This window comes from Vibrio mytili (assembly GCF_049563345.1).
GTDB classification, from domain to species: domain Bacteria; phylum Pseudomonadota; class Gammaproteobacteria; order Enterobacterales; family Vibrionaceae; genus Vibrio; species Vibrio mytili.
This window is the reverse complement of the sequence record NZ_CP110481.1, coordinates 383291-408936: the sequence shown is the minus strand read 5'-3', so window position 1 is coordinate 408936 and position 25646 is coordinate 383291. Positions and strand designations below refer to the sequence as shown.

Here is a 25646-nt window from a genome sequence, read left to right as displayed (position 1 = left end):
ATTTAGCAGGGTATTTTAGCACAATTAATGCACATCACGCCAATATTCTTTCTTGAGCATAATGACAACAATCGTTAGCAATACAAGGAAGCCCATAACCCACCAACCTAAGGCATGGCGCTCGAGTTGAACCGGGTCTCCAGAGTAAACCAGGAAGTTCACCAGATCACCTACAGCTTTGTCGTATTCACCAGAGCTAAGCTCACCAGTACCATCGGTTTCAGTACCAATAACGACTTTAACCTCTTCGCCATCAACAACATGCGTATCGTAAATTGGAGTTGGAATGCCTTGCAGCTCTTCAAGCACATGTGGCATACCCACACTAGGGAATACGATGTTATTGACACCAAATGGACGCGAAGGGTCTACATAGAAAGAACGTAAGTATGTGTATAGCCAATCCGCACCACGAACGCGAGCAACCAATGTTAAGTCTGGCGGTGGCGCACCGAACCAGTTTGCTGCTTGCTTAGGTGGCATCGCGTTCACCATCAGATCACCGATTTTTGCCTCTGGGTTAAAAATCAGATTTTCTTTCATCAAGTCAGCTGGAATGTCTAAATCTGTCGCGACACGCTCATAACGCTGATATTGCGTCGAGTGACAGGCGAAACAGTAGTTCATGAATAGCTTCGCACCATTTTGCAACGAAGCTTTGTCCGTCAGGTCCACATGGGCTTTATCAAGCGGCACGTTGGCACCCGCTGCCATCGCTAGAGATGGCAACATAGCAAATAGAATTACAATCCACTTCTTCATTTGAATGTCACCCTCTCTGGTAATGGTTTGGTTGCTTCATTTTTGCTGTAGAAGAACAGTAATACGAAGAACATGAAGTAACCCAAACTAAAGATCTGTGCTAGTAGTGTGTACGTTGGTGTGGCAGGTAGTGCCCCCAAAATACCCAGAGCAATGAAGCTAATAGTGAATTGGATAATATTCAACAGATGAAGTTTGCTACGGTAACGGTATGAGCGTACTTTACAACGGTCTAACCAAGGGAGAACAAACAGCACTGCAATCGAGGCACCCATTAGGATTACCCCTAATAGCTTGTCCGGAACCGCGCGTAAAATCGCGTAGAACGGAGTGAAGTACCATACAGGAGCAATGTGCGCAGGCGTCTTCAGTGGGTTTGCCGCTTCAAAGTTAGGTGGCTCAAGGAAGTATCCTCCCATTTCTGGATTGAAGAACAGCACGTAACAGAATAAGAACAAGAAACCTGCTACACCCACCAAGTCTTTCACCGTGCCGTAAGGGTGGAATGGGATAGAGTCAATGATGTCGTATTTCTTCGTGTAGTAATCGTGGAACTTGAATTGCGTTTTGTAATTGTCGCCCATAGAGCCTTTTGGCAATTTTGTTTCGATACCGTCCGGGTTATTTGAGCCGACTTCATGCAATGCCAATACGTGAAGAACAATAAGAAGAAGCAATACGATTGGTAGCGCGATAACGTGAAGTGCAAAGAAACGGTTCAACGTTGCACCAGAGATGATGTAGTCACCACGGATCCAAAGCGTTAAGTCGTCACCGATAACAGGAATCGCACCAAACAAAGAAATGATTACCTGTGCACCCCAGTAAGACATTTGCCCCCATGGAAGTAAGTAACCCATGAATGCTTCAGCCATTAACACTAAGAAGATCAACATACCGAAGATCCACAGTAATTCACGAGGTTTCTGATAAGAGCCGTAAATCAAACCACGGAACATGTGCAGGTAAACCACGACGAAAAATGCCGAGGCGCCTGTAGAGTGCATATAGCGTAGTAACCAACCGTACTCAACATCACGCATGATGTATTCGATCGACGCGAATGCACCTTCACCAGAAGGAACGTAGTTCATTGTCAGCCAAATACCCGTTAGGATCTGGTTAACCAGAACCAACATCGCCAGAGAACCGAAAAGGTACCAAAAGTTGAAGTTCTTCGGCATTGGGTATTCAGACAAATGCTTCTTATAAGCATTCATGGCTGGAATACGTTTTTCTACCCAGTCTAACATTGCTTGCATTATGCATCCCCCTCATCAACACCGACAATGAGCTTCGTGTCACTCAGGTACATGTGCTTAGGAACGACAAGGTTCAACGGAGCAGGAACTCCCTGGAACACGCGACCAGCCATATCGAATTTAGAACCGTGGCAAGGACAGAAGAAACCCGATCTCACACCTTGAACTTGCTCCGCGAACGAGTCAGGTAGGTAAGTCGGTGAACATCCTAAGTGCGTACAGAAGCCAACCGCAACGAAAAATTCTTCTTTAATCGAGCGGAACTCATTTTGAGCGTACTCTGGTTGCTGCTCCATCTCCGATTGCGGATCACGAAGTTTATCGTGAATAGTTTTCAGATTGTCCAGCACACTTTGGGTACGACGAACAATCCACACAGGTTTTCCCTGCCACTCAACACGAACCAGTTGACCTGGTTCAATTTTACTTATATCCACTTCAACCGGTGCGCCAGCAGCTTTCGCTTTGGCACTCGGATTCCATGATTTTATAAAAGGAACGGCGACGGCAGCTGCTCCTAACCCACCAACAACTGCCGTTGTAGCGGTTAGAAAACGCCTGCGACCGTTATTTAAAGGCGCGTTGCTCATCCAAACATTCTCCCATTTGCTCCCTTTGGATTGTTATTCTTCCGCATCTAAGAGCATGGCTAACAAGTTATGAATTTAGTTCTATTTATTGGAAGGAAATGATAAAGAAAACCCTACTTTTTGACAAGATAAAGCTACCTTTTTGTAACATTTGTGAGGTAAATCGCTCGTGGCGTCACAAAAGCAGTAGAATTATAAAAAATTGATGTGATTTGTAACAACAAAGCGCAGTATCCCGCGCTGGAAAAAAGCCGCAAATACCTTTTATCTCGGCTATTTTCAGCGAATTATGCCAGCTAGACCTTTGCTAACCTAATAATTGTCAAAACCGATAATTAATCACTTTTGTAGCACAATAAACACACCAAAAAGTTTTCAATAATTAAGATAAATGTTGCTGGAATATTAATACCAATCAGCGTAACTAAGTGAGCAGAAATAGCGTAGGTAAAATGGGCGGGAATGAGGTGAACATCTTCGATAAACAGTGATTTACTACGATTGCTATAAGGAAGGAGGAAAGGAGAAAACAAAAAAGACTTTACGTCCTCTTGTCGGTGGAGAAAAAACACTAACGGTTAAAAACAAAAAAGCTCGGCATAGAGCCGAGCTTTTGGTACACAGATTCCCAGAATAATTCTGGAAAGCATAATTTCCGATAAAAGGAAATTAACGCTTAGAGAACTGTGGACGACGACGTGCTTTACGTAGACCAACTTTCTTACGTTCAACGCAACGAGCGTCACGAGTAACGTAACCAGCTGCACGTAGAGCAGGACGTAGAGACTCATCGTATTCCATAAGCGCGCGAGTGATACCGTGACGGATAGCACCAGCTTGACCAGAAATACCGCCGCCTTTTACTGTTACGTAAAGGTCTAGCTTCTCAGTTAGTTCAACAAGTTCTAGAGGTTGTTGTACAACCATACGAGCTGTTGGACGACCGAAGTATTCGTCAAGGTTACGCTTGTTTACTACAATGTTGCCGCTGCCTGGTTTAATAAAAACACGTGCAGCTGAGCTTTTGCGACGGCCAGTGCCGTAGTATTGATTCTCTGCCATTTTCGAAATCCCCAATTAGATGTCTAGTACTTGTGGTTGTTGAGCAACATGGTTGTGCTCAGCGCCTGCGTAAACTTTAAGCTTACGGTACATAGCACGGCCTAGAGGACCACGTGGAAGCATGCCTTTAACTGCAAGCTCAAGAACCATCTCAGGTTTACGATCGATCAACTTTTCAAAAGTGATAGATTTTAGACCACCTGGGAATTCAGAGTGACGGTAGTACACTTTGTTCTTAGCTTTGTTACCAGTTACAGCAACTTTCTCAGCGTTGATAACGATGATGTAATCACCAGCGTCAACGTGAGGAGTGTATTCAGCTTTATGTTTGCCACGTAGGCGAGATGCAATTTCACTTGCTAGACGACCAAGAGTTTTACCTTCAGCGTCTACAACGTACCAGTCGCGTTTTACAGTTTCTGGTTTAGCAACGAAAGTTTTCATGCTAATAATAACCCGTTAATTAAAATTTAAACTTTAAGGAACACCCTTTCGTGTTCCCACACTGTCTAAGAGCCCAGTCATCACCCCTTCGAGTCGTTGGTACTCTCGACCGTCAATCTCGAAATAACTTCGATAATCCGGTCTGCAGTAACGGTGGGTCGCAGGATTATAGAGAAGAGTGAAGAAAAAATCACCTTTTTTTGCGCCAAATCACTAATTTTTTCTTCATTTTTTTTCGCGGTGGGGAATTTAAGCTAAATGCTCCCTTGATAGGTACTCATGACTTTGCATTTCAGTCAAACGTGACAGGCACCGCCTAAACTCAAATTCGAGCTGCCCTTGTATATATAAGCTTTCCATTGGCACTTGCGCCGAAATGATCAGTTTGACATGGCGTTCATAAAACTCGTCAACTAATGCAATAAAACGTCTTGCTGCATCATCAACCCTACCACTCATTTGTTCAACATCCGCAAGCAACACTGTGTGGTAAATACGCGAGATCTCGATATAGTCATTCTGGCTGCGCATGGTTTGGCATAACTGAGCAAAAGTCGCATGCAACACGCCATCACTGGCTTCGATTACATCGATATTGCGATGATTAATCTCTATCTGTTGTGCAGCGTCTTTTCTCTCTCCAACTAGTTGGTGGTAGTAACGATTGAGATTTAGCGTCGCTTGCTCGTCAAGAGGGTAGTGGTAGATCTCAGCTTGCTCAAGTGTTCGTAATCGATAGTCCACTCCGCTATCCACATTCAAAACATCACAACGTTCTAAAATCATATCTATAGCAGGCAAAAACCGAGCTCTCTGCAAGCCATTACGATACAAATTTTGTGGCTCGATGTTTGACGTTGCGACGAGCACCATTTGGCGCTTGAACATTTCCTGCAATAAGGTCGCTAGGATCATCGCATCGGTTATATCCGATACAAAAAACTCATCAAAGCAAACTACGTCTGCCTCTTGCTTAAACTTTTCAGCGACTTTGGCTAGTGGGTTCTCTACATCACCTAACTGCTTCAACTCGTCATGAACCCGATACATAAAACGATGAAAATGTACTCTCATTTTTCGCGAGGTTGGTAAGGTGTCAAAAAAGGCATCCATCAAATAGGTTTTGCCACGCCCCACCCCGCCCCAGAAGTACAACCCTTTCGGCGGCTGAGGCAATTCAACCGTTTTACCCATCAATTTTTGCCATTTTGAAAGCGACGGCACAGGCGTTGATTGAAAATCAATAATGGCATGGTAGAGCTTATCCAGTGCAACGACCGCTTTATACTGGGCTTCATCACGCTGAAAGCCATGTTGCGCTATATCTTGTTGGTATCGTTTTAGTGGTGTCATTACATTAACGTCGTATTAGAGTGTAGGGCGAAACGTCTGGCAAGGATATTAAGACAACGTCATCTCGAGAGGGTACCAAAGAATAGAGAGTTAGTTATCAGTCCCTGCAGACATACTGCTATTTTTCTTTATTGGCTGTTAAACCCATAGTAACATGGTGGAACACCACGTGTAACTAAGCAGTAAAAAAGTTGTTAAAACAAAGATGAGGAACAGTTATGCCTTGGATTTATGCCATAGTGGGTTTGCTGGTCGGTACCATAGTAGGCGTAGTCATTAGTAGACTAACCACCCCAGAGTACAAAAAACAAAAAGCTGTGCAAAAAGAGTTAGAGTCGGCTAAATTTTCAATCGAGCAGCAACGTCAGGAATTGGTTGATCATTTTGCCCAAACAGCAGAAATGCTCGATACATTAGGCAAAGATTACACCAAGCTTTACCAACATATGGCGAAGACATCATGTGAGCTTTTGCCCAACTTACCAGAGCAAGATAACCCGTTTGATAAGAAAACCGCGATGTCGACTGAGCAGAACAATGAAGCCCAGCCTGAATATAGTGAGCAACCCAAAGACTATGCAAACGGTGCGACAGGTCTGTTGAGAACACAAGAAAAGGAGATTATAAATGCTCCTGAAGTCGTAACTGCTAAGGCCTCATAACTCCCCTCCTTTCTGAAGGGTCGATAAAAAGTCTTCATTCTTTTCGACCCTTTTTGAACTTTTCTTGAACATTGTTGTTCTAATTTTGTAAGTGGACTGCCCTCCCCTTTGATTATCCAAACTAGCCCTTATATTACTCATTAACCTTAATGTGACTAACGAGTAATAACTAACAGTTCAGTTCGGATATTTCTTTTAGGCAGACATGTTTCAAGAGGAGTTAATGGATGAAAAAACCACTACTTGTACTAACCGCTTTATCTCTGAGTTTAAGTTCTATGCTGGTGCCAATACAGGCTACCGCAGCTTTACCACTGAGTATGGATGGTCAACAGCTACCTAGCCTCGCCCCTATGCTGGATAAAGTGACCCCTGCCGTTGTCAGTATCGCGGTGGAAGGAAAACAAGTACAAACCAGTCGTATTCCCGAACAATTTCAATTTTTCTTTGGCCCTGACTTTCCAATGGAGCAAACCCGCGAGCGTCCATTTAGGGGTTTAGGTTCAGGTGTCATCATTGACGCCAAAAAGGGCCTTATCGTGACAAACTATCACGTAATTAAAGGGGCGGATGATATTCGCGTACGTCTGTATGATGGCCGTGAATACGATGCCGAACTCATCGGTGGTGACGAGATGGCAGACGTCGCACTCATTAAACTTGAGAAGGCGAAAAATCTCACGCAAATTAACATCGCAGATTCAGATAAACTGCGAGTGGGTGACTTTACCGTCGCGATAGGTAATCCATTTGGTTTGGGTCAAACCGTGACATCAGGCATTGTCTCAGCCCTTGGCCGTAGTGGCTTGAATGTTGAGAATTTTGAAAACTTCATTCAGACCGATGCCGCGATCAACAGCGGGAACTCTGGTGGCGCGCTGGTCAACTTAAATGGGGAACTGATTGGTATTAATACCGCGATTCTCGGCCCTAACGGTGGCAACGTCGGTATCGGCTTTGCGATTCCATCAAACATGATGAAAAATCTCACGGATCAAATCCTTGAATTTGGTGAAGTAAAACGCGGCATGCTTGGGGTTCAAGGTGGTGAAGTGACATCTGAACTTGCGGACGCTCTGGGTTACGAGTCAAGCAAAGGTGCCTTTATTGGCCAAGTAGTCCCTGACAGTGCCGCAGACAAAGCTGGCCTAAAAGCAGGCGATATTATTGTATCCGTCAATGGTAAACCGATCAGTACCTTCTCTGAGCTTCGCGCAAAAGTGGCGACGTTAGGTGCAGGCAAAGAAATCACTTTAGGAGTGGTCCGAGACGGCAAAAATAAAACCTTTGATGTGACACTTGGCGAATCGACAAATATGAAAGCCAAAGCGGAATCGTTACACAAGGGACTAAAAGGTGCGGAGTTAAGCAATACAACACCAAGCGATGACATTCAAGGTGTTAAAGTAACCAGCGTGCAAGACAATTCACCTGCGGCTCAGTATCAGCTAAAACAAGGCGATATTATCATTGGTGTTAACCGCCAACGTGTGAAAAACCTCGCAGAACTTCGTGCGATCGTTGATAAGCAAAAAGGCGTACTCGCACTGAATATTCAACGAGATGACCGTACCATCTACTTGGTTATTCGTTAGAAGCATCAATGAAGAAATACACGCTAGGGCGTGATAAGACTCAAAGATAATTTTCTTTGTCGCTTATACCTCATTAAAAGGGCAGCGCGATCACGCACTGCCCTTTTGTTATTTTTCAATGTAATGCTATTCTTCTCCTTTCGATGCCCTTTTGGCGTTTTTGTATGGAGAGGATATGCTTAGCTTTTTATTACGTTCTATCTTTTTAGGCTTAGCAACCGCTGCCATAGTCTTGCTGGCTGTCCCTTCTTTACGTCACAACGTTATCCCTGACGCCCTCGATACACAACCAAGCAATTTTGCTTCTGTTGAAATCTCATTCAATCAAGCGGTAAGAAAAGCAGCACCTGCTGTGGTGAATATTTACAGTCGAAAGTATGTTGAGAGTGACCGCAGCAAACTGTCTACGCAAGGACTGGGCTCTGGCGTGATTGTCAGTGAAAAAGGCTACATCATTACGAACTATCATGTGGTTGCTCAAGCGGACCAAATCGTCGTTGCATTGCAAGATGGTAGAGCGGCGGCGGCTCAGCTTGTTGGCACGGACAAACGTACCGACATTGCGGTTTTACGCGTGGAAGGCTCAAACTTGCCAGTCATTCCTCTCAATTCAGAATATCAACCTCAAGTTGGTGATGTGGTACTCGCGATCGGTAACCCCTATAACTTAGGTCAAACCACGACATTTGGTATTATCTCTGCGACCGGGCGTTCTTCTATTAGTGATGGTCGCCAAGCTTTTATTCAAACGGACGCTGCGATCAATGAAGGTAACTCAGGTGGAGCATTGGTCAACAGTCAAGGCGAACTAGTTGGTATCAATACAGCTTCCTTTCAGCAAGCGACCGATTTAGAAACCTACGGGATCTCATTTGCTATCCCGGCACCTCTTGCCAATAAAATCATGCATAAAATCATTGCCGATGGTCGTGTGATCCGCGGTTATATCGGTATTGATGGGCAAGATATCAACGCTGTCACCGCAAGATTACTGGGTAACGAACACATTGGCGGTATTGTCGTTCTTGGCATTGACCCGAATGGCCCGGCGAGTAAAGCTGGCTTCGAAAAGCAGGATATCATTATCAGCATCGACGGTAACAAAGTTCAAGGACGCCAAAGTGTGATGGATATTGTCACTGACTTACGTCCTGGTACAACGGTCGATGTTGGTATCATTCGTCAAGGCAAAGAGATCACCCTCAAGGTCACTATTGCCGAAGATATGCAAGAAGTATAAAAAAACCCAGCCAGTGGCTGGGTTTTTTATTTCTCATCGAGTTATTCGCTGCTCGTTGACTCGTCCGTATTGCTCGACTCACCAAGCTCAACTTCAATGCGCGTTACTCGCTGCAACCCTCTTGGCAGTAAACTGCCTCGACGTCCACGCTCACCACGGAAGTTCTCTAAATCCGCCGGTTTTAAACCCAACTTGCGTTTGCCCGCGTAGAGTGTCAAAGATGCCCCTTGCGGCAACGCCATAAGATGAGACAAGACTTCTTCACGTTCTTTCGCTTTTGCGGCTGGAATATTGATGATCTTGTTGCCCTTACCTTTCGCAAGTTGCGGTAGATCTTTAATTGGGAACAACAGCATGCGGCCTTGATTGGTGATAGCCAAGATTTCATCCGCATCTAAATTATCAACTTCTTTTGGCGTCATCACTTCTGCGTTCGCAGGTAACGTCACCAGTGCTTTACCACTGCGGTTTTTCGACAGCAAGTCTGCCCCTTTACACACGAAGCCATAACCCGCATCAGAACCCACCAGCCATAGCTGATCTTCTTCACTCATAATCACCTGACGAATACTGCTACCTGCAGTAATATTCAGACGTCCTGTGATTGGCTCACCTTGGCTACGAGCCGAAGGTAAGGAATGAGATTCAAGCGAGTAGCTTCGTCCATCACTGCCCAGGAACACGGCAGGTTGATTACTCTTACCTCGAGCATGCGCGAGGTATTTATCTCCTGACTTGTAATTCAATCCTTCAGCTTCAACGTCATGGCCTTTTGCATGACGAATCCAACCTTTTTCAGATAGAACGACTGTGATTGGCTCACTCGGAATCAAATCACGTTCCGTGAGTGCTTTCGCTTCTGCTCGCTCGACTAATGGAGAACGACGATCATCACCGTACTTGTCTGCATCCGCTTTGATTTCTTTCTTAAGCAACGTATTGAGGCGACGCTCAGAACCCAATAGCTGCTCCAATTTCTCGCGCTCTTTTTCTAGTTCATCTTGCTCACCACGAAGCTTCATTTCTTCAAGTTTGGCTAAGTGACGAAGTTTGGTATCGAGAATCGCATCCGCCTGAATATCGGTAATACCAAAGCGTTGCATCAACACCGCTTTAGGATCGTCTTCCGTACGGATGATCTCAATCACCTCATCTAGGTTTAGGTAAGCAACCAATAAACCTTCCAAGATGTGCAAACGAGCCATCACTTTATCGAGTCGATGTTGCAGTCGACGGCGAACAGTGGTTCGGCGGAACTCGATCCACTCAGAGAGAATCTGCACCAGACCTTTCACTTGAGGGCGGTTATCCAAGCCAATCATATTCAAGTTAACGCGATAACTGCGTTCAAGATCGGTAGACGCGAACAAATGGTTCATCAGCAGATCACAGTCAACTCGGTTTGAACGCGGCACGATAACGATACGCGTTGGGTTTTCGTGATCCGATTCATCACGCAAATCCTCAACCATTGGTAGCTTTTTGGCACGCATTTGGTTAGCGATCTGCTCAAGCAACTTAGAACCCGACACTTGATGTGGTATCGACGTAACAACAACGTCTGAGCCTTCTTTATGCCAAGCTGCACGCATCTTGATGCTGCCACGGCCATTGCGATAGATCTTTTCAATATCCGCCTGAGGTGAAATGATCTCCGCTTCTGTCGGGTAATCTGGACCTTTGACGTATTGCATCACATCCGGCAATTCCGCTTTCGGGTTGTCGATCAAGTGAATGGTCGCATCAGCAATTTCGCGAACATTGTGTGGCGGAATATCGGTCGCCATACCAACCGCAATACCTGTGACACCATTGAGCAAAATATGCGGTAGGCGTGCTGGTAACATTTGCGGCTCTTTCATCGTGCCGTCAAAGTTAGGCTGCCATTCGACTGTCCCTTGACCTAATTCACCAAGTAAAACCTCGGCAAACTTAGACAGTTTGGCTTCGGTATAACGCATTGCTGCAAAAGATTTTGGATCATCAGGCGCACCCCAGTTGCCTTGACCGTCGACCAATGGGTAACGGTATGAGAACGGTTGCGCCATTAATACCATGGCCTCGTAACACGCAGAGTCTCCGTGAGGGTGGTATTTACCCAACACATCCCCGACCGTACGTGCGGATTTCTTATATTTTGCAGCAGCCGAAAGCCCTAGCTCCGACATCGCATAAATGATGCGGCGTTGAACCGGTTTTAAACCGTCGCCAATGTATGGCAATGCACGATCCATAATGACGTACATTGAGTAGTTAAGATAAGCGTCTTCTGTGAACTTGCGCATTGGCAACTGTTCAACGCCATCGTAGGTAATTTCTGTAGACATTCGTTAAACCTCTGCCAAATCGCCGTTACTTTGCAACCAAGAGCGGCGGTCATCTGCGCGCTTTTTCCCCAGCAGCATATCCATCATTTCCATGGTTGCAGCGGAATCATCGATGGTTAATTGGACCAGGCGACGCGTATTCGGATCCATGGTTGTTTCCCGCAGTTGAAGCGGATTCATCTCACCAAGACCTTTGAATCGCTGCACGTTGATTTTGGCTTTTTTCTTCGAGAGACGCTCTAAAATGCCATCTTTCTCGTCATCATCGAGTGCGTAAAACACTTCTTTACCACAGTCAATGCGGTACAGTGGCGGCATGGCGACATAGATATGACCCGCTTCAACCAATGCTCGGAAGTGGCGCGTGAACAAAGCGCAAAGCAGTGTTGCGATATGCAGCCCGTCCGAGTCCGCATCGGCAAGGATACAAATTTTACCGTAACGAAGACTGTCAAGGTTATCGTTGTCCGGATCAATGCCCAGAGCGACCGAAATGTCATGCACTTCTTGAGAAGCTAACACTTGATCCGCTGACACTTCCCAAGTATTTAGGATCTTACCTCGTAAAGGCATCACCGCCTGAAATTCACGATCGCGCGCTTGCTTAGCAGAACCGCCCGCCGAGTCTCCCTCGACAAAGAAGATTTCAGTGCGGCTTAAGTCTTGTACCGAGCAATCAGTCAGCTTGCCTGGCAACGCTGGTCCAGATGCCACTTTCTTACGCACGACTTTTTTAGCAGCACGCATACGGCGATGCGCATTGGCAATACAGACTTCCGCCAGTTGTTCTGCAAGCTGAGGCTTTTCATTTAACCAAAGGCTGAACGCATCTTTTACAACACCAGAAACAAAGGCTGCGGTTTGGCGTGACGAAAGACGTTCTTTTGTCTGCCCTGCAAATTGCGGGTCCTGAATTTTAACTGACAACACATAAGAACAGCGGTCGAAAACGTCATCACCAGTGAGCTTCACACCACGAGGTAACAGATTACGGAATTCACAAAACTCGCGCATAGCATCAAGCAAACCTTGGCGCAATCCATTAACGTGCGTACCACCTTGAGCGGTCGGTATCAGGTTAACGTAGCTCTCGGTGATCATTTCACCGCCTTCAGGTTGCCAAATAACTGCCCAGTTTGCCGCTTCGGTCTCGGCCAAAAACTCGCCAGTAAACGGCGCTTCTGGAATAACAGGATATCCTTTTACACCTTCCGCCAAGTAGTCTTTCAGGCCATCTTCGTAGTACCACTTGTAGTCTTTGCCATTCACTTTATCGGTTAAAGTGATTTCCAATCCAGGGCAAAGTACCGCTTTCGCACGTAAGTTATTGACCAAGCGAGTGACGGAGAAATTACCTGAGTCGAAGTATTTTGTATCTGGCCAAAAATGCACACTTGTACCACGGTTACGGCGACCACAAGTGCCAGTTACCGTCAGATCAGAGACTTTATCTCCGTGTTCAAACGCAATTTCGTACACTTGGCCATCACGACGAACCGTGACTTCTACTCGCTTTGAAAGCGCGTTAACAACCGAAATACCTACCCCGTGTAGACCACCGGAAAATTGATAGTTTTTATTGGAGAATTTACCACCCGCGTGAAGCTTACATAAAATCAGCTCAACGCCCGAGACTTTCTCTTCAGGGTGAATATCGACAGGCATGCCCCGACCATCATCGATCACTTCTAGTGATTGGTCGGCATGCAGGATGACTTGTACTTTTGAGGCATGCCCGGCTAACGCTTCATCGACACTGTTGTCGATAACTTCTTGGCCCAAATGGTTTGGGCGCGCTGTATCCGTATACATCCCTGGTCGGCGACGCACCGGTTCTAAGCCATTCAGTACTTCAATGGCACCAGCATTATATTGTTCAGTCATAATACGGAATTGTTCTCAACGTTTATTTGTTGCCTGAGTGGTACGAATCGGAGTATTCGCCCTCAGAAAACGAAAAAGCTACTCTGCTTGCACCTTTAAGTTTTTATAAAAGTGATGCTCAACAAAGTAGCGAGGGTCTTCTCTTTCCAAGTCACCCCCAAGGTGCTTGGAGATAAGGCCCTAAAAATTTTATGGCAAAACATAGTCGGAAAGCATTCTTCCTATGTCAAGAAACGGTTGGATAAATCAATAAAAACTATGAGCGCATTCCAATCATTCCTATCAGCGATGGGAGTTTGTGATACGAGCTCAGTCTGAAATCACGATGCCCTTCACTCATTACAGTTCTAAAAACTCAATAATCTTTGCAGGATAACGCTCAAACCCTACAAAACTGTGATCGCCACCTTGCTCCACGGTTTGCTTTGCCGCTGCAAACTTGTTGACGGCCTGACGATAGTCTAAAACTTCATCTCCCGTTTGCTGTAAAAGCCAAAAACAGTGAGGCGATGCGATGCTTTGTACATCAAGAGCTTTCAACTCGTCAATATGACACGCTTCAAGTGTATAGGTTTCATGCGTATACGGATTCGTTTGCTCGCCCAAATAGTCTACCAATAATTCATAAGGTTTCACTGCGGGGTTTATCACGACAGCTTTAAATCCGAATTTATCATTTAGCCACGTTGACATAAAACCGCCCAACGAGCTACCGACTAAGCCAATCTGGTAATCATCTTTGTAACGCTCAACAATGCCTAATAACAGTTGAGCGCCCTGCTGAGGGAAACACGGCATCTGCGGCACAATCACTTTAATATCTGGACGATGCTGCTCACAGTGCGCTCTCATTAAATTGGCTTTGAGTGAAAGTGGCGAACTATTAAAACCATGGATATACAACAATAATGAAGGTTTACTCATAAATATCTCACCTAAAAAAGCAAGCCCGAGGACTGGCTCGGGCTAACTTGAATTGGGTTGGTCTAATAACCGTTGGAAGAGAAATCCGGTTGAAAGAGACCGTCAGGGAGTCGACTGACATTCGTCGTAATATCACCCGTTGCGTGCAGCTCTAACTCTCGCCAACCTGGCGACTTGCAATCTAATGCAAAGTCGTCAGAATTCGGCTTAAATTGCACACAGGTAGACGGGGTTGCCATCACTCTTACTCCATTATGCAAGACGTCCATATTTTGATGAACATGCCCACATAACACTGCTTTGACGTTACTGAAACGTTCTACAACCTGCCAGAATTCGTCAGGATCTTTCAACGTATGTTGATCTAACCAAGCACTACCAACCAACAACGGGTGGTGGTGCAATAAGACCAGTGTATGACGTTGCGGATACTCAGAGAGCTTCGCTTCAAGCAGTGCTAGCTGTTGATCACTTAAGCGCCCATGTGGCACACCGACAACCTGAGAATCAAGCAAAATCAACTGCCAATGATCACCCAGTAAAACATGTTCAGACGCTTGAATTTGGGTCGAAGGTAAAACGCTTCCCATATTCGGTTTGTAATCATGATTACCCGGCAGCCAGAAACAGTCCTTTCTCAGTGGCATAATGCCGTCAGCAAAACGCTGATAAGACTGAGCACTATGATCTTGCGAAATATCGCCTGTCGCCAAAATAAAATCAAACTCTACTTTGCGGCGCAAAATGTCATCAACAACAGCGTTAAAGCTGTCGGCGGTTTTTACGCTCAGCAAACTCCCCTCATCTGATGCAAACAAATGAGTATCTGTAATCTGTAAAAGTTTAATGCTGTCACTACTCGATGATTGCAAAATGAAAACCTGACTCTTCCACTCTATTGGTCAACAGACCTTCGTTATTTGTTATCGTTCACTAATGGCGTTACCGTTAATTGAAGGCAAGTGGCGTTCTACTGATGCCACTTCTTAGACAAAACGTCAGCCATTCACCAAGGAACGTATTTAACTGATGCTTTTCATCTTTTTGCATCAATTTGTCATTGGGATAATCATACTTAGCTTGTATACGAGAAAACTCTCCGCTGGAACATACTTCCGCCACTCTCGCGTCATGATAAAGCCTGACAGACATTGTCGGTAATGGGAACACTGGAGTTTCATCACTCTGACATATCTCAACAACTGTGGTGTATTTTGTGATTTCATTCACGGTCAGTTGATAAATCATGCTTGCCGCTTGATAGCAGCGTACATCACCAACCTTAGCGGATGCAGGCAATAGGGCATTCAATTTAGCGTAGTTGGTCTCATAAGTTCTCATTAGACCCGCTAAGTCAACATGATATCGTTGTTTGGCTGCCACCTGTGCCATGACTTATTCTCCACCTTTAGGGGCGCTTCCCCATTGCGTTCTTAACTCTTGATGATTTAGCTGTAACCATTGCAATGCAACGATTGATGCGCCATTTTCGAGTTTTCCTTCTTTCACCCATTGATAAGCTGTTTCACGATCGATGACGTGAACACGAATATCTTCATTCTCATAGTCTAAACCATGAATGCCGTGCGCTTTAGAAGCATCGACTTCTCCGACAAACACATCCAACTTTTCTGAGCACCCACCTGAAGATGGATAATAAGAGGTAACGGGTATGATTCGGCCAACCTCAATCCCCGCTTCTTCTTGGGCTTCGCGGCGGACAACATCCTCGACAGACTCGTCTCTATCGATCATGCCAGCCACGATTTCAAGCTGCCACGGTTTTTCATGCTCAAGCGCCCCGACACGGATTTGTTCAATGATCACTACCTGATCCGTTTTTGGATCATAAGGCAGCATAGCTGCAGCATGCCCGCGTTCAAACATCTCTCGCTCAACAACATCACTCCAGCCACCAGCAAAAAGCCGATGCTTAAAACGGTATTTAACCATCTTAAAAAAACCGTTAAACACAGTCTCCTTTGATAGGATTTCGATATCTTTCGAAGAGAAATCCGCTTGCTGTTTATCGCGCTGTTGCATTCAACACCTCTCTAAGTGAATCTTGTAGTGTACTCATTGTTTATCACTTGCTCAAAGGACTTGGCTCAACTTTTTGTACAATAGTTACAAATTATTTTAAGCATTGCAGTATTTTTTATTGCACAATTGGATAATTACGTGTAAAAAAATGCAAAGTTTAGAGTAAATATCGTTCAAATTGAGTTAAACTATTGAGAATTAACCAATCTATGGATCGCGGGAATAGAAAATGAAAAAATTGCTTCCACTATTTATCAGTGCAGCGCTAGGTAGCATTAGTGTTTCAGCTTATGCAGACTCGCTAGCAGAAATCTATGACTTAGCAAAACAAAATGACCCACAATTGCTTAGTGTAGCAGCGCAGCGTGATCAAGCTTTTGAAGCAATCACTTCAAGCCGCAGTGCCCTTTTACCGCAAATTAATTTAACTGCTGGCTATAACTTAAATCGTGGAGATACCGATCTAGATTCCGGTCCAAAAACATCCAATGATAAAAATGAGCTCTCCGCTGGTGTCAACTTTTCGCAAGAGCTGTATAACCGAGCTTCTTGGATAGCGCTCGACACTGCTGAAAAATCGGCACGTCAAGCAGACGCGACTTATGCAGCAACGCAGCAAAGTTTGATCCTGCGCGTTTCTCAAGCGTATTTTGAAGTGTTACGAGCTCAAGACAATTTAGTTTTCGTTCGTGCCGAAAAAGCCGCGGTTGGCCGTCAACTAGAACAAACTAAACAGCGTTTTGAAGTTGGCCTTTCTGCTATTACTGATGTTCACGATGCACAAGCACAATACGATGCTGTACTGGCGGACGAAGTATTAGCTCAAAACAATCTGGTCAATAGCTATGAATCGCTACGCGAAATTACTGGTCAAGAACATAAAGACCTCAATATCCTTGATACTGACCGTTTCTCGGCAAGTCCGTCAAACAGCCCGGCTGAAATGTTGATCGAAGAAGCGAAGGAGAAAAACCTAAACTTACTATCATCACGTATTTCTCAAGATATCGCGCGTGACAATATCTCACTGGCAAGCTCTGGTCACTTACCCACGCTATCGCTCGATGGTGGGTATAATTACGGTGATACGTCACACAGTATCCAAGACAACACAACGGATAACTTTAACGTCGGTGTCAACCTTGCAGTACCGCTATATACAGGTGGTAATGTGACCTCTCAGACCAAACAAGCGGAATACGCTTACGTTGCAGCAAGCGAAAACCTTGAAGCACAATACCGTAGTGTGGTGAAAGATGTTCGTGCGCAAAATAACAACATCAATGCATCGATTGGTGCACTGAAAGCGTATGAGCAATCTGTGGTTTCTGCGAAGTCTGCACTAGAAGCAACTGAAGCCGGTTTTGATGTCGGTACGCGTACGATTGTTGACGTACTGGACGCAACTCGTCGCCTATACGACGCAAACAAAAACCTGTCTGATGCTCGTTACAACTACATTATAAGTCGTCTTCAGTTACGCCAAGCGGTTGGTACGCTTAATGAGCAAGATATTTTGGATGTGGACGCAGGTTTGAAGCCGGTTAACTAATACGATTTTCGTTTTAAACGTTCGGGGAGAAATCCCAAACCGTAAACATAACGCCAGTTGAGTGATCAAGTGGCGTTTTTTTATGAACGCTAGTTTTTAGCTGGCATCAAAAAAGGCCACTTCATAGTGACAGTGACCTTTGAAATACACGCTAGGTAAATAACTTAGCCTTTGCCGCCTTTGATGGCGTTAATAATTTCGCTGGTTGAACAGCCGTCTTCAAAGTTAAGAACTCGCACCTCACCGCCAGCAGCGATGACCTCTTGGCCACCCGCAATCTCTTCCGGTTTGTAGTCTCCGCCTTTGACTAGCAAACTTGGTAGGACTTCAGAAATCAAACGCTGTGGCGTATCCTCACTGAATGGCACAACCCAATCTACTGCGCCAAGGCCGGCTAATACTGCCATACGACGATCCGTTGGGTTTACCGGGCGACCAGGCCCCTTAAGACGCTTCACAGACTCATCGGTATTCACTGCAACGATCAAGCGATCACCTAGCTCAGCGGCATGATTGAGATAAGATACATGGCCTGCGTGAAGAATATCGAAACAGCCATTGGTCATCACTACCTTCTCGCCTTTAGCGCGCGCTTTCTTGACCGCCTCAATCAGGGCTTTTTCTGAAATCACGCCATAGTCAGTATCTTTACTGCCATGTACCGCTTCAGCCAGTTCAATTTCTGACAGCGTTGATGTACCCAGCTTACCAACCACCACACCAGCAGCTGCGTTTGCCAATGCACACGCTTCTTCAAACGACTTACCAGCGGCAACCGAGGCGGCTAACACAGAAATAACTGTATCTCCTGCACCTGTTACGTCATACACTTCTTTGGCTTGAGTCGGTAAGTGGAACGGCTCCTGACCGCGACGAATCAAAGTCATGCCGTGCTCGCTGCGGGTGACTAAGAGAGCTTCAAAATCAAATTCTTCAACCAAAGTGAGTGCTTTTTCCACCAGCTCTTGGTCTGATTTGACTTTACCAACCACATCTTCGAATTCTTTCATGTTTGGTGTCAGTAACGTTGCACCACGGTAGCGTTCAAAGTCTGCGCCTTTTGGATCAATGAAAACGGGAATGTTCGCTGCTCGAGCCTTTTGGATATAAGCCTGTACATGCTCCAGAGAACCTTTGGCGTAATCCGACATGATCACTGCTTTGACGTTTGGCAGTGCTGCGTCCATACGAGATAACACGGGCTCAGCAGGTGTATTTTCGAATTTATCCTCAAAGTCTAAACGGATAAGCTGCTGACCACGGCTCATCACTCGTAATTTGGTGATCGTTGGGTAATCAGGCAGCGTCACGAAGTCACATTTCACATTGAGTGAACTGAGCGTGTCCGTTAGCACTTTTGCCGGCTCATCATCTCCGGTAAGACCAACAATATGAGCATGACCGCCTAAAGACGCGATGTTCATCGCAACGTTCGCAGCACCACCAGGTCGTTCTTCATTGTTTTCTACTTTAACAACAGGTACTGGCGCTTCAGGAGAGATGCGTCCAGTAGGGCCATACCAGTAGCGATCTAGCATGACATCACCGATGATAAGCACACCAGCGCTGTTGTATTCGGGTAGAATTGGTTTCATTGTTGGTCTCCAAAAATTAAATCGAACCGAGTTTAACACAGCCCTGATTGCGGCTAAATATATGCATCTAATTGAACCATTGATTCCATGCCTGTTTGACCCATTCCCTTTCTGCTGCGAACTTATCTTCGACAACGTCGGCTTCTAAATTGAGCAGGTTTCTACGGTGAATTTCATTACGCATAGAGGTATACGCCAAAATCAATTGCATAGCTTGCTCTTCTTCTATTACCCCTTGTGCAATCAAGGTTTCAAAAATTCGTACATTATCGCACCAACGGGTGAGCTTAGGCTTATCATGACTATAGTTAAGCACTAAGTACTGAGCGAGAAATTCAATATCCGTAATCCCGCCTCTATCTTGTTTAAGCATAAACCGACCCGTTTTTTTGCCGCCAAGATGGTCGCGCATTTTTTCCCGCATCTTAACCACATCGTCTTTTAATGCTTGTTGTTGTCTTTTTTTACACAGCACAGCATGGCGAGTATTATAAAACGCGGTGGCTAACGGCTCATCACCATAAATCATCCGAGCTCGAACCAGTGCCTGGTGCTCCCATGTCCACGCTTCTTGATGCTGATATTCTTCAAACGCGTCTGTTGGGCTGACTAATAAACCCGATGCGCCTGATGGACGTAAGCGAGTGTCCACTTCGTAGAGAATGCCCGAAGCTGTGCGGGTTGAGAATATATGAATAACGCGCTGAGCTAAACGCAGGTAAAACTGTCGACCATCAATTTCTTTCTTGCCATCGGTATACACATTGACCGGACAATCATGCATAAAGACAATATCTAAATCAGAGTTGTACCCGAGCTCCCATCCCCCGACTTTGCCGTAACCAATGACTGCAAATCCTTTACCGTCACGATCTTTAATGTGGGTCGGTTCACCAAACTTCTCAGAGACCTGAAGCCAAGCTTGTTGCACTACAGCCTCTACAATCGCTTCAGCTAAATAAGTTAAGTGATCACTCACTTTCATTACTGGAAGCGCACCTGCGATATCGGCGGCAGCGATACGCAAGATACTGATTTGCTTAAACTGACGCAGTGCCTCCATTTGCTGCTCCATGTCATCCTCAGGTATTCGCGCCAGAAAATCACGTAGCTCTGTGCGGTAGCTATCGAGCGGAGTAGGGTTATATAAGTGTTGTGGATCGATTAACTCATCCAGCAAAATCGGGTAGCGCGACAGCTGCTCTGAAATCATCGGGCTCGCTGTACACAATCTTACCAGTTGCACCAATGCAGCTGGGTGCTCATCAAGTAGCTCGAGATAAGTCGTGCGCGTACAAATTTTATGAAGTAAATGCAGCACTCTAGGCAGACCAAACTGCGCATCAGGATGAGAAAAGACCGCTTCAAAGACTTTGGGCATCAACCTGTTGAGCACTTCACGACCGCGGGGGCCAAGGGTCTTTTTGGCTAAATCGGTTTTAAACTCAATAATGGTTTTGGCACAGCCAGCAAAGTCTTCAACCTGAACGTCTTGTTGTAAAATGCTCTCCAACACATCTTTCTTTTTCGCCATGTCCCAAAGTTCTAGGTAATGGCGAGCGACAGTGCCGCTCTCATCCTCATCATCACCGATCAACAGTTCAAATACTTGATGAACATTGGTCATATGTTGCTGCGTGTGAGTGAGCAACGCATCCCATGATGGCATTCGCATAGCAGTCGCCAGTTTCAATTGCTCAATGTCGCAATCTGGCAATGTTTGCGTCTGTTTATCGGCCATCGCTTGTAGCAAGTTTTCAAGTTGACGCAAATACTTGTAGGCGGCCTCTAAGTGTTCAACCTCTTGTTGGGTTAATAACCCGAGCTCTTCGATGCCTTGCAGCGTTTCTAGTAATCCACGACCACGTAGTGATGGCTCTCGTCCCCCACGAATCAACTGGAAAACTTGGGCGATAAATTCAATCTCACGAATCCCCCCAGCTCCCAGCTTAATGTTGTTGGTCAACCCACGACGACGCACCTCGCTGCTGATCATCGACTTCATGCGGCGCAGAGCTTGAACCGCACCGAAATCGATATAACGGCGAAACACAAATGGGCGCAACATCTGACGTAACTCTTGGTATTGAGGATACATCTCACAGCCCATCACCCGAGCTTTGACCATCGCATAGCGCTCCCAATCTCGGCCTTGCTCTTGATAGTAATCTTCTAGGGCTGCATAGCTCATCACTAAAGGGCCACTTTCACCAAATGGACGCAAACGCATATCGACGCGATAGCAAAAGCCATCAAACGTTTGTTGATCAAGCGCCTTGATGATCCGCTGCCCCAAACGGGTAAAAAACTGGGCATTGGCGATGCTACGGCGAGCACCTTGCGTTTCTCCATTTTCGGGGTAAGTAAAAATCAAGTCGATATCCGAGGAGAAATTCAGTTCACCACCACCGAGCTTCCCCATCCCAATAATCAGCATCGGTTGTGCTTCGCCTTCGGCATTCATTGGTGTGCCCCACTCTTGGCAACACGCTTGATATTGCCATTGATAGGTTTCGAAAATCATCGCTTCAGCCAGCTGAGAAAGATGACTCAAAGAGGCTTCCAACGTCCAAGCGTGCAAAAAGTCTTTCCAGGCGATATAAACCATTTCTCGATTACGAAACTGACGCAGCACACGATGACCAGACATTTCATCCGGGCACTCTGCTAATAAAGTAGCGAGTCGGCTTCGGTAAGACTCCTGACGGCTCGAATCGGCCAACATATTCGGTAGCTCTTGAGCGAGCGTTTCATCTCGATGCACCGCGTCTACGATGAACTGACTCAGGCCAGCGACATAGCGAAATTGTTCCGCGACGTCCTGCGGCCATGATTGAAAGTAACCCGCTTGTTGAGCATTTTGAACGGCAGACTCGGAGACAGAGATCAAAGACGAAGGCAGCTGCATTTTTCTTCCTTGTGAAAAGCACGAATAGATGAGATTAAAGTTATACCAGAGTTAGGACAAATAAAAACGCCCACAAAAGGTTTGTGGGCGTATTATCAAAGCTTGACCGAATTAAACGCTGAATGACTTAATTTTCTTATCCAACTCTGATGCGTTGTTTTGCATCAACTCAGACGTTTCCAGTAATTCACTCACCACCACCACCGAGGCTTCGACAAGCTCTCTGACATTGGTTAAGTTTTGGTTCATTTCCTCTGCCACGCTGCTTTGCTGACCCGATGCGGTTGCAATCTGGAAATTCATATCGTTGATTTGCGTTACCTGACCAACAATGCCATCCAACTCACTGCCCGCATTCGCAACCAATTCATTACCTTCCGCAGCTTCTACAACGCTCTTCTCCATTAAGCCAACGGCAGACTCGGCACTGGTTTGTAGCTGACCGATCATATCCTGAATTTCAACCGTAGCCTGCTGAGTACGCTGTGCCAGGTTACGCACCTCATCAGCAACCACGGCGAAACCACGCCCTGCCTCACCGGCACGCGCAGCTTCAATGGCTGCATTCAATGCTAGTAAGTTGGTTTGCTCTGAGATTCCCTGAATCGTACCAACGACACTGCCAATCGCTTCAACTCTCTCTTCCACTTGATTCACCGCCTGAGCCGAAGAAGCGATGTCTGTTGATAGCTCACTCATTTTCAACACTGTACTTTGCAGGAACTGTTGACCAGAGATTGCCTGAGCAGAAGCTTGTTCAGTTAAAGAGGAGGCATTTTGCGCATGCTCGGCGACCGTCTGTACCGTCGATGACATCTCACTCATTGCTGTCGCAAGCTGATCAATTTCATTAAACTCTTCTTGCGCAGATTCTTTGGTTTCAAACATGCTTACTGTCATCACCTCTGTGAGCGTTGACAACTCATCGGAAGCATTGATCTGCATTTGAATGACATCATTTAACTGAGATCGTGTTTTTTCTAGTTCACGCGCCAGATCGCCATACTCATCTTTACAATTCATACCAAATGGAACAGACAAATCTTTACTGGCCATTAACTTGATGGCGTCACTCAAATAATGAGTCTGACGCAACATCACTCTTGATGCCGCCAGTAAAAGAACCACAAAAATCACAATAAGTAAGGCCGTTTGCCAAGCTGCTTGAACCAGATACGCATCATAGTGTTGCTGTGCAACGTCGGTATTTTCTGTTGCCGCCAACAGGGCATCATAAAAGGTATTAGCATCCCAAAATTGTTTCACCACGATCAAAATCGTACTAAATACCATTAGCATGATCATTTTAGGCACCAATCGAATGTCGGATATGACCCTTTCCCATGGTTTAAATGTCAGCTTTTTCATCGTCCTTTCTCCACCGGGTTCTAATAAAATCTTACTGTTTGTCCATTCACTTAACGTATAGGCATGACACACTAATATCAAAAACAGCAAATGATTGAGCACGTTTTTGTAGACATTGTTATGGTTAATACTGGTATGGTTAGTACTGGCATAATTAACACGGATATTGGCTGCAAAATTTGTGACCCAAACTGACAGCGTTCCCAACGAAAACAAAGCTCATCAGATGCTTATCGGTCAGAGGGGGAGATTCTGAAGTTTTTTCTTTTTGGGATTATCAATGCTTTGAACTACAGCACAATTTGAACAATTTCAGATAAAAAAAATAGGACCCATTGGTCCCATTCGATGATGCGCTCTGATCGTGTCCAGATACGTTAACGCTGTTTATATGCAAAGGCCAGATGACGCTTTGCAGACCACATTACTCTCGCCAGTAAGGCTGCGCTTCAATACTGATGGCTCGGGTTTGATCCATAGCATGTAGGATCGACCGCTCTTGACGGTGCAACCAACGCTGTAATTGTTCTTTCTCTTCATCTTCTAACATATCAACTAATGGCAATAGATGATTCAACATTAAAAGATCATCAATTCCATGTACTAGATCTGCCCAAGGGAGACGAAAGCTGTTGCGCTCTTCGTTGTTATACAAAATGGCAAAACCAATCCCCGTATAGAGGTTGCGTAACAAGCGGTAACGTTGATCAACATAATCCTGTGCCGATAGCTCACGCTCAGCTGGGAAAGCTTCAATGAGCTCCGCCCAAGTACGATCTAGTTGCTTGATAGAGAATGGCATTATGTTGCTTGCCATTTTTTCGCGTGCTTTCTCATCCAAGAAGGGCTGCCAGCCACGTGCTAAAATCCAGCGGCTAAGATCCAGCAGTAAACCGGTATAGCGCGCAGAGCTAAGCAACTCTAGAACATCTTCACGGCTCGGCAGTTCTTGAAGCTGTTGCGTGAGCTCAGACACCAAAAACTTGCGAGCATCAAGCTTGCGCAGCACATTGCCTTTGTCATCAAGTAATTCTTCAAGGTGAGCGTGCTCGTCCAGCCAACTCAACTCTTCTTCTAACCACTTAAGCTCTTGACGAAGAATCGCGCTGGCTCGTCGAGGAACGACGCCGCCAAAAATCGTCAAGGTTTGACGAATAAAACGAATCGCGTTGTTGATTTCGCGCAGTGCTGGAACGGAGTCACGCTCAGCATAGATTTGTTCGTGGTAATGCCAATGAGACAAGGCATGTTCGAGTGAATTAATCAGGCAATATTCGACGGTATCAGTTGGACTCGTGTCGACCAAAGAGAGGGATTTAACCTCATCACCGGTATGATTGGTTGCTAAGCGGTAACCTCGCGCTGCTTTGCTCAAGTTACCAAGGCGCATCCCGCCATGCTCACAAAAGCTGCGAGCCAAAGTAAATAGCGCATCCGTTTGGCCTGATTTGAGTTCAAGTTCAACTTCGCAAATTGGCTCTTGAACGTCTTCTCCATCTTTCCCTTGCGCAACGACGTTACCCTGATCGAAAGCCACTTCCACTTGGCTACCATCCGCCATACCGATAAGCCATTGCTCACGAACAAAGTTGGTCGAGAAAAGTGGCGTCAATTCTGCTTGAAGCGTTCCAACCTCTTTGCCTGGTGGCCAGATGTCTTCAGGATGCAGCGCAAGCACAGGCTCATTGCAATCGTGCTCCGCATTATATTCTGGTCGTTGATGTAAACCCGCGACGACACGTCCTGCGGTTTTAACGGTTTGCACAAATACATCATCAAAACGGCGGATTCTTAAGCCTATGTCATGCTTTCGTAGCCAATTGTCGGCCGTATCAAAATACGTGTTCCCTAATTCACGACAACTATGCTGAAGAACTTTTGTTTCAGAGATTTTTTCCCGTAAAATATCTGAAAACTCGGGAGAAACAAAAAACTTCAGTTCTATTTCGGTTTCCATATCTATACCTTTCAACGCAGATAGAAAGAGGATATTGCGTAATTTCTCACACGGCAAGAGAGAAATATCATCCGATTGATGATCTAAAACAGTTTTAATGAGTGATTTAATGCGTTAA

Annotated in this window: 20 protein-coding genes; 4 read left to right on the top strand and 16 right to left on the bottom strand. The window is 45.6% G+C overall.

All coding sequences use genetic code 11. The annotated features are described in order from the left end of the window. Positions 1-24: 24 nt before the first annotated feature. The 6 genes from ONE56_RS01935 to zapE all read right to left on the bottom strand — a co-directional run bounded on the left by ONE56_RS01935 (position 25) and on the right by zapE (position 5473). Positions 25-762, bottom strand: coding sequence for a cytochrome c1 (locus ONE56_RS01935; RefSeq protein WP_041156912.1), 738 nt, complete (start codon positions 760-762; stop codon positions 25-27). Further along, positions 759-2024, bottom strand: coding sequence for a cytochrome b (locus ONE56_RS01930; protein ID WP_041156911.1), 1266 nt, complete (start codon positions 2022-2024; stop codon positions 759-761). The genes ONE56_RS01935 and ONE56_RS01930 overlap by 4 nt, the downstream gene beginning before the upstream one ends. Then, on the bottom strand, positions 2024-2614 hold the full coding sequence (gene petA / locus ONE56_RS01925; RefSeq protein WP_041156910.1) for a ubiquinol-cytochrome c reductase iron-sulfur subunit: 591 nt from the start codon (positions 2612-2614) through the stop codon (positions 2024-2026). The genes ONE56_RS01930 and petA overlap by 1 nt, the downstream gene beginning before the upstream one ends. Positions 2615-3283: 669 nt before the next feature. Beyond that, positions 3284-3676 (bottom strand): 30S ribosomal protein S9, encoded by a 393-nt coding sequence (gene rpsI, locus ONE56_RS01920; protein ID WP_005372876.1) that lies wholly within the window; start codon positions 3674-3676, stop codon positions 3284-3286. 15 nt (positions 3677-3691) lie between these two features. Beyond that, positions 3692-4120, bottom strand: a complete 429-nt coding sequence (gene rplM, locus ONE56_RS01915; protein WP_012842158.1) for a 50S ribosomal protein L13 — start codon at positions 4118-4120, stop codon at positions 3692-3694. Positions 4121-4369: 249 nt separating this feature from the next. After that, the gene (gene zapE / locus ONE56_RS01910; protein ID WP_423840166.1) at positions 4370-5473 is read right to left on the bottom strand and encodes a cell division protein ZapE; all 1104 of its coding nucleotides are present in this window, start codon (positions 5471-5473) and stop codon (positions 4370-4372) included. Between the two features lie 218 nt (positions 5474-5691). Here zapE and zapG point away from each other — a divergent pair, with 218 nt between their 5' ends. The 3 genes from zapG to degS all read left to right on the top strand — a co-directional run bounded on the left by zapG (position 5692) and on the right by degS (position 8970). Continuing rightward, on the top strand, positions 5692-6135 hold the full coding sequence (zapG, locus tag ONE56_RS01905) for a Z-ring associated protein ZapG (RefSeq protein WP_423840165.1): 444 nt from the start codon (positions 5692-5694) through the stop codon (positions 6133-6135). Between the two features lie 227 nt (positions 6136-6362). Next, on the top strand, positions 6363-7730 hold the full coding sequence (locus ONE56_RS01900) for a Do family serine endopeptidase (protein ID WP_041156907.1): 1368 nt from the start codon (positions 6363-6365) through the stop codon (positions 7728-7730). 175 nt (positions 7731-7905) lie between these two features. Next, positions 7906-8970, top strand: coding sequence for an outer membrane-stress sensor serine endopeptidase DegS (gene degS / locus ONE56_RS01895; protein WP_041156906.1), 1065 nt, complete (start codon positions 7906-7908; stop codon positions 8968-8970). A 41-nt stretch (positions 8971-9011) separates the two neighbouring features. Here degS and parC read toward each other — a convergent pair whose 3' ends face one another. The 6 genes from parC to nudF all read right to left on the bottom strand — a co-directional run bounded on the left by parC (position 9012) and on the right by nudF (position 16148). After that, positions 9012-11297 (bottom strand): DNA topoisomerase IV subunit A, encoded by a 2286-nt coding sequence (parC, locus tag ONE56_RS01890; RefSeq protein ID WP_423840164.1) that lies wholly within the window; start codon positions 11295-11297, stop codon positions 9012-9014. A gap of 3 nt (positions 11298-11300) precedes the next feature. Beyond that, on the bottom strand, positions 11301-13181 hold the full coding sequence (parE, locus tag ONE56_RS01885) for a DNA topoisomerase IV subunit B (RefSeq protein ID WP_331438111.1): 1881 nt from the start codon (positions 13179-13181) through the stop codon (positions 11301-11303). 339 nt (positions 13182-13520) lie between these two features. Then, complete coding sequence (yqiA, locus tag ONE56_RS01880) at positions 13521-14105, bottom strand: esterase YqiA (RefSeq protein WP_423840163.1); 585 nt, start codon at positions 14103-14105, stop codon at positions 13521-13523. A gap of 62 nt (positions 14106-14167) precedes the next feature. After that, on the bottom strand, positions 14168-14977 hold the full coding sequence (cpdA, locus tag ONE56_RS01875) for a 3',5'-cyclic-AMP phosphodiesterase (RefSeq protein ID WP_128814726.1): 810 nt from the start codon (positions 14975-14977) through the stop codon (positions 14168-14170). 76 nt (positions 14978-15053) lie between these two features. Beyond that, positions 15054-15497, bottom strand: coding sequence for a DUF1249 family protein (locus ONE56_RS01870; RefSeq protein ID WP_041156901.1), 444 nt, complete (start codon positions 15495-15497; stop codon positions 15054-15056). Between the two features lie 3 nt (positions 15498-15500). Continuing rightward, the gene (gene nudF / locus ONE56_RS01865) at positions 15501-16148 is read right to left on the bottom strand and encodes an ADP-ribose diphosphatase (RefSeq protein ID WP_423840162.1); all 648 of its coding nucleotides are present in this window, start codon (positions 16146-16148) and stop codon (positions 15501-15503) included. Between the two features lie 229 nt (positions 16149-16377). Between nudF and tolC the strand changes: the two genes are divergently transcribed. Beyond that, positions 16378-17700, top strand: coding sequence for an outer membrane channel protein TolC (tolC, locus tag ONE56_RS01860; RefSeq protein WP_041156899.1), 1323 nt, complete (start codon positions 16378-16380; stop codon positions 17698-17700). A gap of 164 nt (positions 17701-17864) precedes the next feature. Here the strand turns inward: tolC and hldE are convergent, their stop codons facing one another. The 4 genes from hldE to ONE56_RS01840 form a co-directional block, all read right to left on the bottom strand. Further along, positions 17865-19295 (bottom strand): bifunctional D-glycero-beta-D-manno-heptose-7-phosphate kinase/D-glycero-beta-D-manno-heptose 1-phosphate adenylyltransferase HldE, encoded by a 1431-nt coding sequence (gene hldE, locus ONE56_RS01855; protein WP_041156898.1) that lies wholly within the window; start codon positions 19293-19295, stop codon positions 17865-17867. 67 nt (positions 19296-19362) lie between these two features. Beyond that, complete coding sequence (gene glnE, locus ONE56_RS01850) at positions 19363-22203, bottom strand: bifunctional [glutamate--ammonia ligase]-adenylyl-L-tyrosine phosphorylase/[glutamate--ammonia-ligase] adenylyltransferase (protein WP_423840161.1); 2841 nt, start codon at positions 22201-22203, stop codon at positions 19363-19365. Positions 22204-22314: 111 nt separating this feature from the next. Next, positions 22315-23571: a methyl-accepting chemotaxis protein gene (locus ONE56_RS01845; RefSeq protein ID WP_041156897.1), complete on the bottom strand. Its 1257-nt coding sequence runs from the start codon at positions 23569-23571 to the stop codon at positions 22315-22317. Positions 23572-23995: 424 nt separating this feature from the next. After that, a complete protein-coding gene (locus ONE56_RS01840) occupies positions 23996-25528 on the bottom strand; it encodes an inorganic triphosphatase (protein ID WP_041156896.1) in 1533 nt (510 codons plus the stop codon). Positions 25529-25646 lie beyond the last annotated feature (118 nt).